Origin of the sequence: Pantoea sp. EKM21T, from assembly GCF_011800405.1 — a bacterium.
Taxonomy (GTDB): domain Bacteria; phylum Pseudomonadota; class Gammaproteobacteria; order Enterobacterales; family Enterobacteriaceae; genus Pantoea; species Pantoea agglomerans.
This window is the reverse complement of record NZ_JAALFV010000001.1, coordinates 586,074-601,548: the sequence shown is the minus strand read 5'-3', so window position 1 is coordinate 601,548 and position 15,475 is coordinate 586,074. Positions and strand designations below refer to the sequence as shown.

At 58.3% G+C, this 15,475-nt stretch carries 16 protein-coding genes; 4 read left to right on the top strand and 12 right to left on the bottom strand.

The window, feature by feature from the left end; all coding sequences use genetic code 11:
• Positions 1 to 27: 27 nt before the first annotated feature.
• On the bottom strand, positions 28 to 459 hold the full coding sequence (locus HFD87_RS02950; protein ID WP_062758236.1) for a multidrug/biocide efflux PACE transporter: 432 nt from the start codon (positions 457 to 459) through the stop codon (positions 28 to 30).
• 89 nt (positions 460 to 548) lie between these two features.
• On the opposite strand from HFD87_RS02950, the gene HFD87_RS02945 reads away from it, so the two are divergent.
• Positions 549 to 1,418, top strand: a complete 870-nt coding sequence (locus HFD87_RS02945; protein ID WP_010671230.1) for a LysR family transcriptional regulator — start codon at positions 549 to 551, stop codon at positions 1,416 to 1,418.
• On the opposite strand, the gene ybaK is transcribed toward HFD87_RS02945, so the two are convergent.
• The 3 genes from ybaK to copA form a co-directional block, all read right to left on the bottom strand.
• Positions 1,415 to 1,894: a Cys-tRNA(Pro)/Cys-tRNA(Cys) deacylase YbaK gene (gene ybaK / locus HFD87_RS02940; RefSeq protein WP_033756794.1), complete on the bottom strand. Its 480-nt coding sequence runs from the start codon at positions 1,892 to 1,894 to the stop codon at positions 1,415 to 1,417. The two genes, HFD87_RS02945 and ybaK, sit on opposite strands and share 4 nt — an antisense overlap.
• 174 nt (positions 1,895 to 2,068) lie before the next feature.
• Complete coding sequence (locus HFD87_RS02935; RefSeq protein ID WP_010259069.1) at positions 2,069 to 2,872, bottom strand: TraB/GumN family protein; 804 nt, start codon at positions 2,870 to 2,872, stop codon at positions 2,069 to 2,071.
• A gap of 71 nt (positions 2,873 to 2,943) precedes the next feature.
• Positions 2,944 to 5,457, bottom strand: coding sequence for a copper-exporting P-type ATPase CopA (gene copA / locus HFD87_RS02930; protein ID WP_167422911.1), 2,514 nt, complete (start codon positions 5,455 to 5,457; stop codon positions 2,944 to 2,946).
• A gap of 97 nt (positions 5,458 to 5,554) precedes the next feature.
• On the opposite strand from copA, the gene cueR reads away from it, so the two are divergent.
• Entirely contained in the window at positions 5,555 to 5,959 is a 405-nt protein-coding gene (gene cueR, locus HFD87_RS02925) for a Cu(I)-responsive transcriptional regulator (RefSeq protein WP_010671233.1), read from the top strand.
• Here the strand turns inward: cueR and HFD87_RS02920 are convergent.
• The 6 genes from HFD87_RS02920 to tesA all read right to left on the bottom strand — a co-directional run bounded on the left by HFD87_RS02920 (position 5,947) and on the right by tesA (position 10,677).
• Positions 5,947 to 6,393: an NfeD family protein gene (locus tag HFD87_RS02920; RefSeq protein WP_010671234.1), complete on the bottom strand. Its 447-nt coding sequence runs from the start codon at positions 6,391 to 6,393 to the stop codon at positions 5,947 to 5,949. The genes cueR and HFD87_RS02920 overlap by 13 nt on opposite strands.
• Complete coding sequence (locus HFD87_RS02915; RefSeq protein ID WP_010259065.1) at positions 6,393 to 7,307, bottom strand: SPFH domain-containing protein; 915 nt, start codon at positions 7,305 to 7,307, stop codon at positions 6,393 to 6,395. The genes HFD87_RS02920 and HFD87_RS02915 overlap by 1 nt, the downstream gene beginning before the upstream one ends.
• Positions 7,308 to 7,365: 58 nt before the next feature.
• Entirely contained in the window at positions 7,366 to 8,223 is an 858-nt protein-coding gene (locus tag HFD87_RS02910) for a co-chaperone YbbN (protein WP_010259064.1), read from the bottom strand.
• Positions 8,224 to 8,302: 79 nt separating this feature from the next.
• Positions 8,303 to 9,076, bottom strand: a complete 774-nt coding sequence (locus HFD87_RS02905; protein ID WP_010259063.1) for an SDR family oxidoreductase — start codon at positions 9,074 to 9,076, stop codon at positions 8,303 to 8,305.
• Between the two features lie 191 nt (positions 9,077 to 9,267).
• Complete coding sequence (locus tag HFD87_RS02900; protein WP_181955666.1) at positions 9,268 to 9,717, bottom strand: lysozyme inhibitor LprI family protein; 450 nt, start codon at positions 9,715 to 9,717, stop codon at positions 9,268 to 9,270.
• Positions 9,718 to 10,050: 333 nt separating this feature from the next.
• Positions 10,051 to 10,677, bottom strand: a complete 627-nt coding sequence (gene tesA, locus HFD87_RS02895; protein ID WP_010671236.1) for a multifunctional acyl-CoA thioesterase I/protease I/lysophospholipase L1 — start codon at positions 10,675 to 10,677, stop codon at positions 10,051 to 10,053.
• On the opposite strand from tesA, the gene ybbA reads away from it, so the two are divergent.
• Both ybbA and ybbP read left to right on the top strand, forming a co-directional pair.
• Positions 10,645 to 11,331, top strand: coding sequence for a putative ABC transporter ATP-binding protein YbbA (ybbA, locus tag HFD87_RS02890; RefSeq protein WP_010259059.1), 687 nt, complete (start codon positions 10,645 to 10,647; stop codon positions 11,329 to 11,331). The genes tesA and ybbA overlap by 33 nt on opposite strands.
• The gene (ybbP, locus tag HFD87_RS02885; protein ID WP_167422910.1) at positions 11,328 to 13,745 is read left to right on the top strand and encodes a putative ABC transporter permease subunit YbbP; all 2,418 of its coding nucleotides are present in this window, start codon (positions 11,328 to 11,330) and stop codon (positions 13,743 to 13,745) included. The genes ybbA and ybbP overlap by 4 nt, the downstream gene beginning before the upstream one ends.
• A 155-nt stretch (positions 13,746 to 13,900) precedes the next feature.
• On the opposite strand, the gene purK is transcribed toward ybbP, so the two are convergent.
• Positions 13,901 to 14,965: a 5-(carboxyamino)imidazole ribonucleotide synthase gene (purK, locus tag HFD87_RS02880; RefSeq protein ID WP_167422909.1), complete on the bottom strand. Its 1,065-nt coding sequence runs from the start codon at positions 14,963 to 14,965 to the stop codon at positions 13,901 to 13,903.
• Positions 14,962 to 15,468 carry a 5-(carboxyamino)imidazole ribonucleotide mutase gene (purE, locus tag HFD87_RS02875; RefSeq protein ID WP_010259054.1) on the bottom strand — a complete coding sequence of 169 codons (507 nt, stop codon included), beginning with the start codon at positions 15,466 to 15,468 and terminating at the stop codon, positions 14,962 to 14,964. The genes purK and purE overlap by 4 nt, the downstream gene beginning before the upstream one ends.
• Between the last annotated feature and the right edge of the window lie 7 nt (positions 15,469 to 15,475).

Sequence of the window (15,475 nt, the reverse complement as noted above, 5' to 3'; positions counted from 1 at the left end):
GGGAGGCGCTTGCGCCTCCCGTTTTTCTTACGCCCGGCAGGCGTGACGTCTGATCCAGCGCTCGCGCAGTTTGTCCCACACCCAGTTGTAGGCCATGGTATAGGGCAGGAAGAAGAGGAAAAAGGCCACTTCGACCAGGAAAGCCTGACCCAGAGAGATATCCAGCATCCAGGCGGCAATGGGCAGACCAATCAGGATGAATCCGCCTTCAAATCCCAGCGCATGTAATACACGCACGCCCGGGCTACGTTTCTGGCCTGGCGCATAGAGGCGATCAAATCCGCTGTTGTAAATCATGTTCCATAGCATCGCGACCGTAGAGAGCATAATCGCCAGCGATCCCATCTGAAACAGCGGTTTATTCATTGCCCATGCCGCCAGCGGCGAAACGGTGAGAATCGCCAGTGTTTCAAAGCAGACAGCATGAAGAATACGTTCTTTAAGTGAGCGGGTACGCATTGTGAGTTCTCCTTCAATAATGCGGCGCATTTTCACACGTCGGAATGCTAAGATAAAATGAACACCTATCGAAAAAAGCGATGGTTCAGATGCGTTACTCCCCGGAATCCCTTGAGGCTTTTATGCAGACTGTGGCGAGCGGTTCTTTCTCTGCCGCTGCGCGCGCGCTGGGTAAAAGTCAGTCCACCATCAGCGCGGCAGTAGCCAGTCTTGAAGACGATCTCGGCTTTGCGCTGTTTGAACGGGCAGGGCGTCAGCCGGTCCTCACCGAGCAGGGACGCCGCGTTATACCTCAGGTTCAGCAGATCCTGGCAGCCAGCGAGCGGCTGGATGCGCTGGCGATACGGCTGTCGCAGGGCGTTGAACCCCGGCTCAGCTTTGCCATGTCAGACTTCTGGCAAACCGATCATCACGAGCATCTGCTCAGGCAATTTGATGCCCGTTATCCGGAGATTGAACTGGAGGTCATGATTGCCGAGGATGGTGATGTGCTGGATCTGCTGCAGGCCGGGCGGGTACATCTGGGCGTGGTGCGGGCACAGCCCAATCTGCCGGTGGATATCGCGGTGGCGCGACTGCAGGTTGAAGCACAGATGGCGGTCTTTTTACATCGCGATCATCCGCTGGCTCAGCTTAAGACCCTGAGCGAAAGCGAGTTGGAAGGGGTTCGTCACCTGCGATTAAATACCTGGGTTGAGGCATCTGAACCCGCGCCAATGGGGCGCATCTGGTCGGCACCGACCTATCTGTTACTGCTGGAGATGGCGGAGCAGGGATTTGGCTGGACGATTCTGCCGCGCTGGCTGGTGAAACAGTTTGGTCATGGCGTTCTGAAAGAGTTGTCGATGCCGGGCTGGCCGCAGCATATCGCCATTGAGGTGGTCTGGTCACGCCGTACGCCGCCCGGTCCGGCGGGTCGCTGGATGATCGATCAGCTCTGCGCCCAGCCTCGGGTTTAGCCGTGGCGGGCGATATCCGCAAACGGAGCGTCCAGCAGTCGTGAAAGATCCCGGGGAGCCAGTTCGATATCCAGTCCACGCTTGCCGCCTGAGATAAACATGGCGTCAAACGCGCTGGCTGAGTGGTCGATCACCGTAGGCAGCCGTTTTTTCTGGCCCAGCGGACTGATGCCGCCCACCAGATAGCCCGTGACCCTCTGCGCCAGCTGTGGGTCGGCCATATCCGCTTTCTTCGCGCCCAGCGCTTTTGCCACTTTCTTGAGATCCAGTTGCGTAGATACCGGCGTAATCGCCACTGCCAGCTGTTTCGCCTCGCCATTCAGCGCCACCAGCAGCGTCTTATAGACCTGGCGCGCATCCAGATTGAGTTTACGTACCGCTTCGTCACCAAAATGGGTTTCGCTGCTGTCATGCTCATAGGGATGCAGGGTGAAGCTGACTTTTTGTTTTTCCAGCAATTTTACGGCGGGCGTCATACAGGTTCCTTACTAAGAATAATCTTATTACGCAGAATCGTGGAAAAAGGTGGCGAAACTTTGTTCTTTGAGTGAAAATTAGCCGCGCGCCAGCAATCTGATTGCTGAGCGATAACCAAAATCATAAACAAATTCCTCTTTGACGGGCCGATAATATTATCGGCTCTCTTTTTTTCAGGGCTTCTTCAGCATCTCAGGCAGGTTATCTTCGCCGTAGAGATGCAGAGCACCGACCGCTACCACATAGTTTCCTGCTGATAATCCCTGAAGCCGGTCACACCACTGCGCATTTCGCTGACCGATCAACGTATCATTCAGCGCCTGGCTGAAGGTGGCGGGCAGGGTGATTTCCGGCTGGCGTGGCGGCGTATCGAGCCACCAGCTCACCATCATCTGCAGCAGGCGCGCATTGGTGTGCCAGTGCAGCAGCGTATCCTGCAACAACGCCATGCCGTCATCCGGCAGCGCAGTCAGCAGGGCGATCTGCGCCTCTGCGCCTTCCAGTTCAATCACCGGTTTGTTCAGACCTTTCGCGGCCTGCAACAGCTGATAATCGATGCCGTAGTCAGGTCGCAATCCCAGCCTTTGTGCCTGCTGCGCCTGTAACATCAGCGCCACCTGCCAGGCGGGCAGATTATCAAACAGGCTCAGATTGAGGCTCATCTCCTGACAGAGTGCAGTGAGCGTTTGCATCGCGTGGCTATCCAGCCGGGTGGAAAGCGCGGGACGATCGCCGTGGTGATCAAAGGGTGAACCACCCTGCGTAATATCCGCTTCCACAATCAGTGCATCCGCCTGCTGCAACTGACGCAGCAGACGGGCGGGCAACGGCTGCATGTCGCGCGTTCCCATATGGATGCTGCCGACCAGATGCAGCTGACGATCGCCAAGCCGGACATCCATCGCAGGCCAGCGGTAACTGGCGGGAAAAAGTTGGCTGATAAAGCCGCGCAGTGAGCGCCAGATGTTGCCTGTCATTCCCGGTCCTTTGCGATTCAAAACCCCATGCTAGCGACTTCAGCGCGTGAAAAACAGCGCTGAAACGGCGATCACTCGCGTGGTGGCGGGTAACGCAGCAGGCGGTTAGCATTGCTGACCACGGTAATGGAGGAGAGCGCCATCGCTGCACCCGCCACAATCGGGCTGAGCAGGGTACCGGTCAGCGGATAGAGCACACCCGCTGCCACCGGAATGCCGATGCTGTTATAGATAAATGCCCCAAACAGATTCTGCCGGATATTGCGCAGCGTCGCGGAAGAGAGCGCTAACGCGTCCGCCACGCTGTTCAGGTCGGCACGCATCAACGTAATGCCCGCGGTTTCCACCGCCACATCGCTGCCGCCACCCATGGCAATGCCCACATCGGCCTGCGCCAGTGCGGGCGCGTCATTGATGCCATCACCCACCATCGCGACGCGACGGCCCTGCTGCTGTAAGTGTTCAATTGCGGCCGCTTTGCCTTCCGGCATCACGCCCGCAATCACTTCATCAATACCGACCTCGGCAGCAATGGCGCGCGCGGTATTTTCATGATCGCCGGTCAGCATAATCAGGCGATAACCCTGCTGATGCAGTCGCTTCAGAGCTGCGCCGCTTTCCGGCCGAAGCTGATCGCGCAGCGCGATAAGCCCGGTTAGCTGGCCCTGCTCAGCCAGTAACACCGGCGTTGCACCCTGTTGCGTCAGCCGCGCAATCTCTGCTTCCGCCGCCTGGTAATCGACGCCGTTATCCTGCATCAGCGCGGCATTACCCAGTAGCAGCGTTCTGCCATCCAGACTACCGCTGACCCCTTTGCCGCGTATTGTACGAAATTGCGCTAACAGAGGCGGCTGGGTCAGTTTCGCTTCGGCGACAATCGCTTTCGCCAGCGGATGACCCGAGGCGAACTCCAGCGCAGCCGCGGTCGCTAATACTGATTCACGGGTGGCATCGCCCCAGACCTGCACGTCACTGACCTGCGGCTTGCCGGCAGTGAGTGTGCCGGTTTTATCAAACACCAGGGTGTCGATTTGGCTGGCGCGCTGCAAGGCATCGGCGTCGCGCACCAGCACCCCCAGCTCGGCGGCGCGGCCAACACCGGCAATAATCGACATCGGCGTCGCCAGGCCCAGCGCACAAGGACAGGCGATAATCAGCACGGTTGTCGCGATCACCAGCATGTAGGCAATTTGTGGCTGCGGTCCGAACAGATACCACACTGCGCCGCTGAGCAGTGCGATCAACACCACCACCGGGACAAAAACGGCGGAGATGCGATCCGCCAGACGGCCCACATCCGGTTTACTGCTCTGCGCCTGACGCACCAGCCGGATAATGCGCGACAGGGTGGTGTGATTACCCGTCGCCCGGGCGATAAATTCTACCGAGCCATCCTGCACCAGGGTGCCGGCAAAGATGGCTGCGCCCGGGGTCTTGCTTTGCGGCACCGCCTCGCCGGTCAGCATCGCTTCATCAAACCAGGCTTCACCGGTAGCGATTTCGCCATCGACCGGTACCCGATCACCGGTGACCAGGCGCAGCGTCATGCCGGGCTGCACTTCGCTGACCGGAATCAGCCTGTCGCCCTGTTGATCAACCTGCCGCGCCTGGGCTGGCGTCAGATCCAGCAATCTTTCCAGCGCTTTAGAAGATCGCTGACGCGCCCGCTGCTCCAGGGCATGCCCCAGATTGATCAGGCCCAGGATCATGACGCTGGCTTCGAAATAGAGATGGCGCGCCTGCGGCGGGAAAAAGTCGGGCCACAACACCACGCTAAAGGAGTAAATCCAGGCGGCGCCTGTGCCGAGTGCCACCAGCGTATCCATGGTGGCGCTGCCATTGCGTAAACTGCGCCAGGCACTGCGGTAAAAATGGCTGCCGGTGACGATCATGATCAGCAGAGTCACGATGCCCAGCGTCAGCCAGACGCCGTGGTTGTGGTCGGTGAGCATCATGTTGTCGCCCACCATGCCCCAGATCATCAGCGGCAGGCCAAACGCTAAGGCGACTGCAGCCTGCCAGCTGAAACGCCGCATCGCGCTGCGGGCGCTGAGCTGCTGCTTCTCCCGTCGCTCCTGCTCGTCATCCACTACCTGCGCGCCATAACCCGCGGCATCGACGGCCGCTACCAGCTGCTGCGGATCAGCGTCGCCCAGCACCAGCGCACTGCGTTCGCCGAGATTGACGCGCGCCTGGCTGACGCCTGCGACCTGCTGCAGTGCTTTTTCCACCCGGCTCACGCAACTGGCGCAGGTCATGCCCTCAATCAGCAGCATATGGGTGGGGAGGGTTGTTTCTGCCGGACGGGAAGCAGTCTCCGTTGTCAGCGCCTCCGGCGGCGGCTCTGATGCTGTCAACGGTTCAGACTTTGGGGAAGCGTCCGCGGTTTTCAGCGTCGCGTGATAACCCGCCTGCTCCACGGTGGCGATCAGCGCGGCCGCATCTGCGTGACCGGAAACCTGCGCTTCCTGTTGGGTCACGTCGGCCTGGTCAACATCATCGCGTTGTTCCAGTGCCTCTTTGACACGTTTGACACAGTGGCCGCAGGACAAGCCGTCCAGTGCCAGAGAAATAGTGTGTGACATAATCAACTCCTTCTGTAATCCCATTTGACCGATTGGTCATTTTCGATTCATGCTTAAGCATAAACCTTCCATCAAGGGGAAGGTCAAGGGGACGAAAATGAACATCAGCGATGTGGCAAAAAAGACCGGACTGACCAGCAAGGCGATACGTTTTTACGAAGAGAAGGGGGTGGTGACGCCGCCGTTGCGCAGTGAAAATGGCTACCGCAGCTACAACGGACACCATCTTGAGGAGCTGAACCTGTTACGTCAGGCACGACAGGTTGGCTTCACGCTGGATGAGTGTCGTGAGCTGGTGGCGCTGTTTAACAATCCGTCGCGCCACAGTGCCGATGTAAAAGCCCGTACTCTGCAGAAAGCGGAGGAAATTGCGGCGCATATTGAAGAGCTGCACGTCATGCGCGCTCGCCTGCTGGCGCTGGCAGAGGCCTGTCCCGGCGATGACGGCGCCGAATGTCCGATTATCAACAATCTGGCTGGATGCTGCGGTCAGCGTGGCTGAATACGCAGCGTAATCCCCTCAATGCCGGTTACGACCACTGCTGTGCCCGCAGGCAGATCCTGCTCCGCCTCGACCCGCCAGCTGCTGTCCCCGATCCGCACATGGCCGGTGCGGTTATGCAGCGCGGTATCCAGCGTCAGCTGCAACCCGATCATCTGACTGCCGCGCTGGTTCAGGGCATTGGGTTTCTGACGCGCTTCACGGTGGCGCATCCAGCGATACCATAAAAAGACGCAGATCAGCGTCAGCACGGCAAACAGAGAGCCCTGCGCCGTCCAGCTTACCGGCACAAACCACTCAATGAGGCCGACGATGACCGCCGCCAGCCCGCTCCAGAGCAGGTAACCGCTGGTGCCCAGCATCTCAGCCGCCAGCAGTAACCCACCCAGCGTCAGCCAGAACCAGTGCGGATGCGCGATAATATCGACCAGCATCAGCGTTTCGACTCAGTGCGTGATTCCTTCAGCAGTTCACCGATGCCCGCAATCGAACCCAGCAGACTGCTCGCCTCCAGCGGCATCATCACCACTTTGCTGTTATTAGCTTCACCGATTTTTTGCAGCGCATCGGTATATTTCTGTGCAACAAAGTAGTTAATGGCCTGAATATCACCTGATGCGATCGCTTCCGAGACCATCTTAGTGGCGTTAGCTTCCGCTTCAGCCTGACGTTCGCGCGCTTCTGCCTGCAGGAACGCCGAGGTCCGTTCACCTTCTGCTTTGAGGATTTGCGACTGCTTATCCCCTTCAGCGCGCAGGATCGCCGCTTGTCGCACCCCTTCGGCTGTCAGAATATCGGCGCGTTTAGTTCGCTCCGCTTTCATCTGCGCATTCATCGCGCCAATCAGCTCCTGCGGCGGACGCACATCGCGGATCTCGATGCGGGTGATCTTGACGCCCCACGGATTGGTCGCTTCATCCACGATATGCAGCAGGCGGGTGTTGATGCTGTCGCGCTGTGACAGCATTTCGTCCAGCTCCATGCTGCCAAGCACGGTACGCATATTGGTCATGGTGAGGTTAAGAATCGCCTGCTCAAGATTGCTGACTTCATACGCGGCACGCGCCGGGTCAACGACCTGAATAAAGCAGACTGCATCGATGGTGACGTTGGCATTGTCTTTGGAGATGATCTCCTGCGAGGGAATATCGAGTACCTGTTCCATCATGTTGATCTTACGACCGACACGATCCATGAACGGCACTACCAGGCTTAATCCTGGCTGCAGGGTGCGGGTATAACGGCCAAAGCGCTCAACCGTCCATTGAAAACCTTGTGGCACGATCTTGACGGTGGCCCAGACCGCCACCAGCGCCAGAATAATCAGGGCAGGAATTACAGTTATCATACAACCTCCGCGTTGTCAGATTAACGGGCCGAGTCGCTTCGGCCCGGGGTGCTGCCGCTTAGTAGAGCAGGGAATAGAGCTGACGGCGATAACGCGCGGCAAGTGCATCGCCGGTACCCAGCGCCGCCAGAATCTCCTGCAGCATTTTACGCGCCTGGCCATCAGCGGCATTAAGATCGGATTTCAGGAAGCTGAACAGCAGTTCCAGCGCTTCTTCATTACGACCCACCTGATGGAGCTGTAACGAGAGTTTAGCAGCCAGCCCGGCGTTAGTCGGGTCAGCCTCCAGCTGGGATTGCAACTGCTGAATCTCCGGCGTATCCGCTGCCTGTTTCAGCAGATCGATCTGCGCCATCAGGCTCTGATAGCGGGTGTCCTGATCCTGCAATGGCACCACTTTCAGCACCGCTTCCGCTTCATCGCTGCGGTTCAGGGTAATCAGTACGTCAGCCAGCAGGAAACCGATCTCGCTGGACTGGTTGCTCAGCTGCCACGCATCTTTTAATAACGGCAGCGCCTCCAGCGGTTTACCTTCCTGCATCAGCGCCATCGCCTGCTGCGCTTTCAGCTCTTCTTCGCGCGGCAGGACTTTTTCCAGCAGGGCGCGGATCGCTTCTTCCGGCTGTGGACCCTGGAAGCCATCAACCGGCTGACCATCCTGAAACAGATAGACGGTCGGGATTGAACGCAGACCAAACTGCGACGCCACCCTTTGCTCTTTGTCGCAATCCAGTTTTGCGAGAATAAACTGACCCGCGTACTCCTGCGCAAGGCGCTCCAGCACAGGCGTCAGATCCTGACAGTGCTGGCTGCGCTCAGACCAGAAGTAGAACAGCACCGGCAGCTGCATCGACTGCTCAAGGGTCTGCTGCAGGTTAGATTCGTTGATGTCGATGATCGAAGCTTGTGGTGACATGGATAAGTCTCTTTGCAAAAAGTGTTCTAAGAATATGGGGCCAACTGGCCCGGCTTCAAGCGCTATTGCGCATGGCTGATTAATGGCTGCGCAAAATGCGATCCAGCATCCAGCCGGGGAGTAACCGTTTCAGCAGGCTCATTATGTGTGCGACCAGTGTCACCGGATAGCGTAAACGCGGATGTTTACTCTCGAGTGCATGACGAAGTTTAGGCAGAATGGCTTCCGGTGGTAGGGTAAAACGTGCCGCGATGCCAGGGTTGCGCACCGGGTTATGCTGTTCGCCCTGCGTCACATTGTCGGTAAAGCGGGTCTGAATCGGACCCGGTTCAATCAGGCTGACCCGGATGCCGCGGCTGCGCACTTCAAGCCGCAGCGCATCGCTCCAGGCTTCCAGCGCATATTTACTGGCGGCATAGGCGCCCCGGCCTGGCGTGGAGATCAGCCCCAGCACCGAGCTGGTATTAATAATGCGGCCATCGCCGCTGGCCTGCAACGCCGGTAACAGACGCAGTGTCAGCTGATGAACGCCGAAAAAGTTGCTGGAAAACTGCTGTTCCAGCTGCTGGCGGGAGAGGGTGTGCAGCGGGCCATAGAGACCAAATCCGGCATTGTTAAACAGCGCCGTCAGACGGTTATCGCAGAGCGCGAGCACAGTATCGGCAGCCCGATCCACACTTTGCGGATCGTCGAGATCCAGCTGCAGCCCGGTAAAGCCCAGTGTTTCCATGCGGGCGACATCCTCTGCTTTACGGCAGGCGGCGATCACCCGGTAGCCCCGCGCCAGTAAATCGTGAGCGGCAACCAGGCCAATACCGCTGGAACAACCTGTAATCAGAATGGTTTTTTGCACAAATTCACGCCCTTTAATAAGATTTAATAATCAATAAGTTAAGTTGAGTTATGTTCTTTAATGATTTTATGTTGTGGATTGACAGTTTGTCGCCCGCACCGGCTGACAGAACGGGCGGTAAACGGGGCTATACAGCCCCGCAAAAAATGCCCGATTTCAGATTTTACGTCTGAGCAGTGAGACCAGTGTGCTTAATTGACGGGTGGCAGTCCCATTTGTGTGATTTCAGCAGAATGGTTTTTGTTCAGATTAATTTGGCACTGGTCGATATATGACTGGTAGTCGTATGCGTCCTCGTTAAGCTCTGTAGCTACAGACAGGCAAAGTTGAGTCCGGTAATCCTTCCATTTTTTTTGCGCATCCAGAAAGCGCCGAGAGTAAACGTCTCCGGACGTTTCTTTGCTGGACTCTTTTCCATTAAAAGGGCCGACATTGTTGGCTTTGATTCTCTTAAATGTATCCGCTATTAGCGCATCCAGCGCTTTATTGCTGTTGTCTCTTTTGGCAGACAGACAGTTATATGCAGTTGGTATGTCTTCATTCTGTTTGAAGCAGGCGTCACGTTCTGGCCCTGATGATAATTCAGCCTGCGCCATAGCAGGTGCAATAAGAGCGACCATTAGAATTAAGACTTTTTTCACTGTAGAAACCTTATTCTGTTTCTGTGGTTTTCGTAGGTCATGTATGTAGGACTACTTTTAATATGGGCTATTAATGCGGGCTTACCTTCAATTGCGGCCTGAAACAGTGCTCTGGCATTGTGAACACCCTGATAGAAAATATCGGTTACGACATCTCGAATTTTGGGGTCTAACTGTTCCCATATTGGGGCGGAATTATCTTTTCGCATTGATATTGTTTAGAGAGGAAGCCTGGACACTCAGGAATGGCAAAGCGGTCGAAAATCTCAGTCGCCACCTTGCCGTTATTTAGTGCTTTTGCATTTCTTTACCCTTTTGGCGCATCCCGGCGCGCTACGGCTGCTTAACTAAGGGGGCCAGGTCTTTTGCCATTAACTGGGCGATAAAAGGCTGGGCATCAGGATTAGGATGAATGCCATCCTGCTGCATCCACTCGGGTTTCAGATAAACCTGCTCCATGAAAAAGGGCACCAGAGGAATGTTATGCTGCTGCGCTAATCCGGGATAGATGCCGCTGAACGCTTCGGTGTAGCGGCGGCCATAGTTGGCAGGCAGACGAATCTGCATCAGCAGCGGCTTCGCATTGGCGGCTTTAACATCGTCGATAACTTTACTCAGATTCTGCGCGATAGCGTCGGGCGGGAAACCGCGCAAACCATCGTTACCGCCCAATTCGATTAACACCCATTGCGGCTGATGCTGTTTTAATAGTGCGGGCAGGCGCGCCAGCCCCTGTGCAGCCGTATCACCGCTGATACTGGCGTTGATCACTTTAGGTTTTTGCTGCCACTGCTTATCGAGCAGGCTGGGCCAGGCCGCAGTGGCAGACATGCGATAGCCCGCACTCAGGCTGTCGCCCAGTACCATCAGCGTATCTGCAGCAGCAAGACGCGACACCAGCAGAAGAATCAATAACAGGAAGGGATAATGCCAGCGGAAAACATTGTTGAAGTTCATCATCTTACTAAGTCCGTCGGTCAGGGAGAGCATCAGTTAACCATCCTTACCGGAGTTGAGTTGGTTGTCAAACCAGCTGAGACCATTGCGCTAATTGGCGAATCCGGTTCCGGCAAGTCAACCCTGCTCGGAATTCTGGCCGGGCTGGACGATGGCAGCAGCGGCGAAGTCCATCTGCTGGGGCAGCCACTGCACCAGATGAACGAAGAGCAGCGTGCGGCCCTGCGTGCCCGGCAGGTCGGCTTTGTATTCCAGTCATTTATGCTGGTGCCAACCCTGAATGCCCAGGAGAATGTGCAGCTGCCATCGCTGCTGCGCGGCGACAGCGATCGCCAGAGCCGTGAACAGGCGAGAGAGCTTCTGACGCTGCTCGGACTGGGTGAACGTCTGCATCATCTGCCCGCCCAGCTTTCAGGCGGCGAGCAGCAGCGGGTGGCGCTGGCCCGCGCCTTCAGTGGCCGTCCTGGTCTGCTGTTTGCCGATGAGCCGACCGGCAATCTCGATCGTAAAACCGGTGACCGCATTGCCGATCTGCTGTTTTCCCTTAACCGCGATTTCGCCACCACGCTGATTCTGGTGACGCATGACGAGCAACTGGCGGCGCGCTGCGATCGTCGCCTGCGGCTGCGCGACGGTAAATTGTGGGAGGAGCAATGATCTGGCGCTGGTTCTGGCGCGAGTGGCGTTCGCCCTCGCTGCTGATTGTCTGGCTTGCGCTGACGCTGGCGGTGGCCTGCGTGCTGGCGCTGGGGTCGATCAGCGATCGCATGGAAAAAGGGCTGAATCAGCAGAGCCGTGATTTTATGGCCGGCGACCGTACGCTGCGCAGCAGTGATGCAGCGCCAGAAGCCTGGCTGGCAAAAGCAGCTGAAAGCGGTCTGACGGTCAGCCGTCAGCTGACCTTTATGACCATGACCTTTGCCGATCAGTCACCGCAGCTTGCCTCAGTAAAAGCGGTGGACGATCGCTACCCGATGTTTGGCACGCTGCAGACGCAGCCGCCAGGGCTGAGGCCGCAGGCGGGTACCGCGCTGGCGGCACCGCGCCTGATGGCGCTGCTGAACCTGAAAGTGGGCGACACGCTGGAAGTGGGTGACACCCAGCTGCGCATCAGCGGCGAGGTGATCCAGGAGCCGGATGGCGGCTTTAACCCGTTTGAGATGGCGCCGCGTCTGCTGATCAATCTGGCGGATGCCGCCAAAACCGGTGCGATTCAGCCAGGCAGCCGCATCACCTGGCGCTATAAGTTTTCCGGTAATCCCGATCAGCTGGACAGCTATGACCGCTGGATTGAACCGCAGCTGAAGGCGGACCAGCGCTGGATTAGCGTGGAGAACTCGGAAGATGCACTGGGCCGTTCGATGCAGCGCGCGCAGCAGTTCCTGCTGCTCTCGGCCTTGCTGACGCTGATGCTGGCGATTGCGGCCGTGGCGGTTGCCATGAGCCACTATTGCCGCAGCCGCTACGATCTGGTGGCGGTGCTGAAAACCCTGGGTGCGACGCACGGCGCGTTGCAGCGGCTGATCATCGGTCAGTGGCTGGCGGTGCTGCTGCTGGCGGCGATTGCCGGTGGCCTGGTGGGTCAGGGCGTGGAAGCGATCCTGATGGCGATGCTGAAACCCGTGCTGCCTGCCAGCTTACCGGCGGCGAGCGTCTGGCCGTGGATCTGGGCGGTGGGATCGTTGTTTGTGATTTCGCTGCTGGTGGGTCTGCGTCCCTATCGTCTGCTGCTGGCGACACAGCCGCTGCGGGTGTTGCGGCGCGATGCGGTGGCGAATCTCTGGCCGCTGAAGATCTATATTCCGGTGATGATTGCTGTTGTGGTGACGCTGTTAGCGCTGCTGGTTGGCGGCAGTAAAATGCTCTGGGCGCTGCTGGCGGGTGTGGTGGTGCTGGCGGGATTGCTGGCCCTACTCGGCTGGGGAACCCTGCTGCTGCTGCGTCGGCTGGTAGTGCGCAACCTGGCGTTACGACTGGCGATTAACCGGCTGCTGCGCCAGCCCGGCATGACGCTGAGCCAGCTTGCGGCCTTTTCGCTGTCGTTCATGCTGCTGGCGCTACTGCTGGTAATGCGTGGCGATCTGCTGGATCGCTGGCAGCAGCAGTTACCGGCGGATAGCCCGAACTTCTTCCTGCTGAACATGACGGCAGATCAGGTGCCGCAGGTGCGTGATTTCCTGCAGTCGCATCAGATCACGCCCGGCACCTTTTACCCGATTGCGCGGGTGCGGCTCAGTGAACTCAACGGCAAACCGGCCGATCCGAAGCTGGATAACGCCCTGAACCGTGAGCTCAACCTGACGGAACTGGCCGATCGCCCGGATCACAATCCGCTGGTGGCAGGCAACTGGCCACCTAAAGCGGGTGAAGTGTCGATGGAAGTGGAGCTGGCCGATCGGCTGGGGCTGAAGCTCGGCGATACCCTGACGTTCGATGGCGATACGCAGACCTTCAGCGCGCGCATTACCAGTTTGCGTAAAGTGGACTGGGAAAGCCTGAAGCCGAACTTCTTCTTTATCTTCCCGCCGGGCGCGCTCGACAGCCAGCCGCAGACCTGGCTCACCAGCTTCCGCATGGAGGCGAATCCTGTTCTGCTGGCGCAGCTTAACCGTGCTTTTCCGGCGCTGAGTCTGCTGGATATCGGCAGCATAATGCGGCAGATCGGCCAGGTGCTGGCGCAGGTCAGCCAGGCGCTGGAGATCATGGTGGTGCTGGTGACCGCCTGTGGTGTGTTACTACTATTGGCGCAGATTCAGGTCGGTATGCGCCAGCGGCGTCAGGAGCTGGTGGTCTATCGCACGCTGGGTGCCGGTAAACGCCTGCTGCGTACGACGCTGTGGTGTGAGTTTGCCCTGCTCGGCGTGGTCTCCGGCGTGGCGGCGGCGATGGGGGCAGAAGCGGCGCTGTGGGGATTACAGACTAAGATTTTCGACTTCCCGTGGCAGCCTGACTGGACCCTGTGGCTGGCGCTGCCGTTGTGTGGCGCGCTGCTGTTATCGCTGTGCGGTGGCTGGCTGGGGATCCGATTACTCAAAGGGAAAGCGTTGTTCAGGAAGTTTGATGCGACGTAAGGGAGTGCTGGAATAAGGCGGCACCAGGCCGCCTTTGACCTTGATCCCGATCGCACCCGTTACCGGCGTCTGAATCTGACTTACCGGCGTATACGTCCATCACATTAACCTTCTGAGCTGCCTGGTAAAGCCATCATCAGACTCAGGTGCAGGGATTACAGTTTTTCAACCGCCCAGGCGATGCCGCTGGCGTACGCTTCCGGTAGCTGCGGCACCAGCGCGTTAAGGGCAGCACTGAGCCGTTCTGTATCGCTGTCGGTCAGATTCAGATGGCCCACTTTACGACCCGGACGCACCTCTTTGTCATACCAGTGCAGATGCACCAGCGGCTGGTGCAGCCAGCTCAGATTCACGTCAGTGCCAATCAGATTGACCATCGCCGACGGCGCAAACACCACCGGCTGCGGTAATGCCAGACCAAGAATGGCGCGCAGATGCAGCTCAAACTGGCTGATCGACGCACCGTTCTGCGTCCAGTGCCCGCTGTTATGGACGCGCGGCGCCAGCTCATTGATCAGCAATCCAGCTGGCGTAACGAAACACTCCATCGCCATTACGCCGACGTAATTCAGTTCCTGCATGATCGCACTCAGCATCGCTTCGGCCTGCTGCTGCTGTGCCTGATCCGCCTGCGGCAGCGCAACGCTGGTGCGCAGAATGCCATCCTGATGCAGGTTATGCGTCAGCGGATAGAACACCACCTGGCCATCGTGACCGCGCGCCCCCACCAGTGAGACTTCACCGGAAAAGTTGATGCCCTGCTCAACGATGCATTCGCCGTAGCACGCCTCCGGCAGGGTGTGAGTCTCATCAGCACGCAGACGCCACTGACCCCGGCCGTCGTAACCGCCGGTGCGGCTTTTCACAATCGCTAACTCGCCCAGCGAGTCGAACACCGCTGGCCATTCGCTTTTATCCGCCAGCAACTGCCACGGCGCGGTGGCCAGTCCCAGCTGATCCAGCAGCTGTTTCTGCGTCAGACGATCCGCCAGACGCGGAAAGATATCGCGGTTAACAAAGGCCGGATGGCTGGCCAGCTCACGCGTCAGCGCCGTCTCCGGCCAGCGTTCGATTTCGGCGGTGATCACGCTGTCGGCGATAGGGAGCGCGGTAGGATCGGCGTCTAAGCCCACCGGATACACCGCGATGCCCAGGGGTTCACCCGCCTGACGCAGCATACGACCTAACTGGCCGTTGCCCAGTACGCAAACCGGCTTCATGCATCCACCCGCGGATCGGGATGGTTCAGCACCTCATCGGTCTGGCTCTGACGCCAGGTGGTCAGGCGTAACGCCAGCGCACTGTCATGCAGCGCCAGAATCTGCGCCGCCAGCAGCGCGGCATTGGCTGCGCCCGCCTTGCCAATCGCCAGCGTACCGACCGGAATACCGCGCGGCATCTGCACAATCGAATAGAGGCTATCGACGCCGCTCAGTGCTGCGCTCTGCACCGGCACACCCAGCACTGGCACCAGCGTTTTTGCCGCCAGCATACCCGGCAGATGTGCCGCGCCACCTGCGCCAGCAATAATCACCTGAAGACCCTTGTCGGCTGCCGTTTCGGCGAAGCTGAACAGTTTATCCGGGGTGCGGTGCGCAGAGACCACTTCAACATCAAAAGGGACGTCCAGGCTGGAGAGGATTTCAGCGGCGAACTGCATGGTGGCCCAGTCACTTCTGGAACCCATAACAATGGCGATGCGGGCCGGGGCGTTGGATGACATGGGGTCA

Bases quoted from the DNA above. Each gene is read 5' to 3' on its own strand.
- HFD87_RS02935 (WP_010259069.1), bottom strand. From the start codon at position 2,872: ATGACAGGCAACATCTGGCGCTCACTGCGCGGCTTTATCAGCCAACTT.
- HFD87_RS02915 (WP_010259065.1), bottom strand. From the start codon at position 7,307: ATGATAACTGTAATTCCTGCCCTGATTATTCTGGCGCTGGTGGCGGTC.
- ybbA (WP_010259059.1), top strand. From the start codon at position 10,645: ATGCCAGCGGAAAACATTGTTGAAGTTCATCATCTTACTAAGTCCGTC.
- cueR (WP_010671233.1), top strand. From the start codon at position 5,555: ATGAACATCAGCGATGTGGCAAAAAAGACCGGACTGACCAGCAAGGCG.
- ybbP (WP_167422910.1), top strand. From the start codon at position 11,328: ATGATCTGGCGCTGGTTCTGGCGCGAGTGGCGTTCGCCCTCGCTGCTG.
- HFD87_RS02920 (WP_010671234.1), bottom strand. From the start codon at position 6,393: ATGCTGGTCGATATTATCGCGCATCCGCACTGGTTCTGGCTGACGCTG.
- tesA (WP_010671236.1), bottom strand. From the start codon at position 10,677: ATGATGAACTTCAACAATGTTTTCCGCTGGCATTATCCCTTCCTGTTA.
- HFD87_RS02950 (WP_062758236.1), bottom strand. From the start codon at position 459: ATGCGTACCCGCTCACTTAAAGAACGTATTCTTCATGCTGTCTGCTTT.
- HFD87_RS02910 (WP_010259064.1), bottom strand. From the start codon at position 8,223: ATGTCACCACAAGCTTCGATCATCGACATCAACGAATCTAACCTGCAG.
- HFD87_RS02945 (WP_010671230.1), top strand. From the start codon at position 549: ATGCGTTACTCCCCGGAATCCCTTGAGGCTTTTATGCAGACTGTGGCG.
- copA (WP_167422911.1), bottom strand. From the start codon at position 5,457: ATGTCACACACTATTTCTCTGGCACTGGACGGCTTGTCCTGCGGCCAC.
- ybaK (WP_033756794.1), bottom strand. From the start codon at position 1,894: ATGACGCCCGCCGTAAAATTGCTGGAAAAACAAAAAGTCAGCTTCACC.
- purE (WP_010259054.1), bottom strand. From the start codon at position 15,468: ATGTCATCCAACGCCCCGGCCCGCATCGCCATTGTTATGGGTTCCAGA.
- purK (WP_167422909.1), bottom strand. From the start codon at position 14,965: ATGAAGCCGGTTTGCGTACTGGGCAACGGCCAGTTAGGTCGTATGCTG.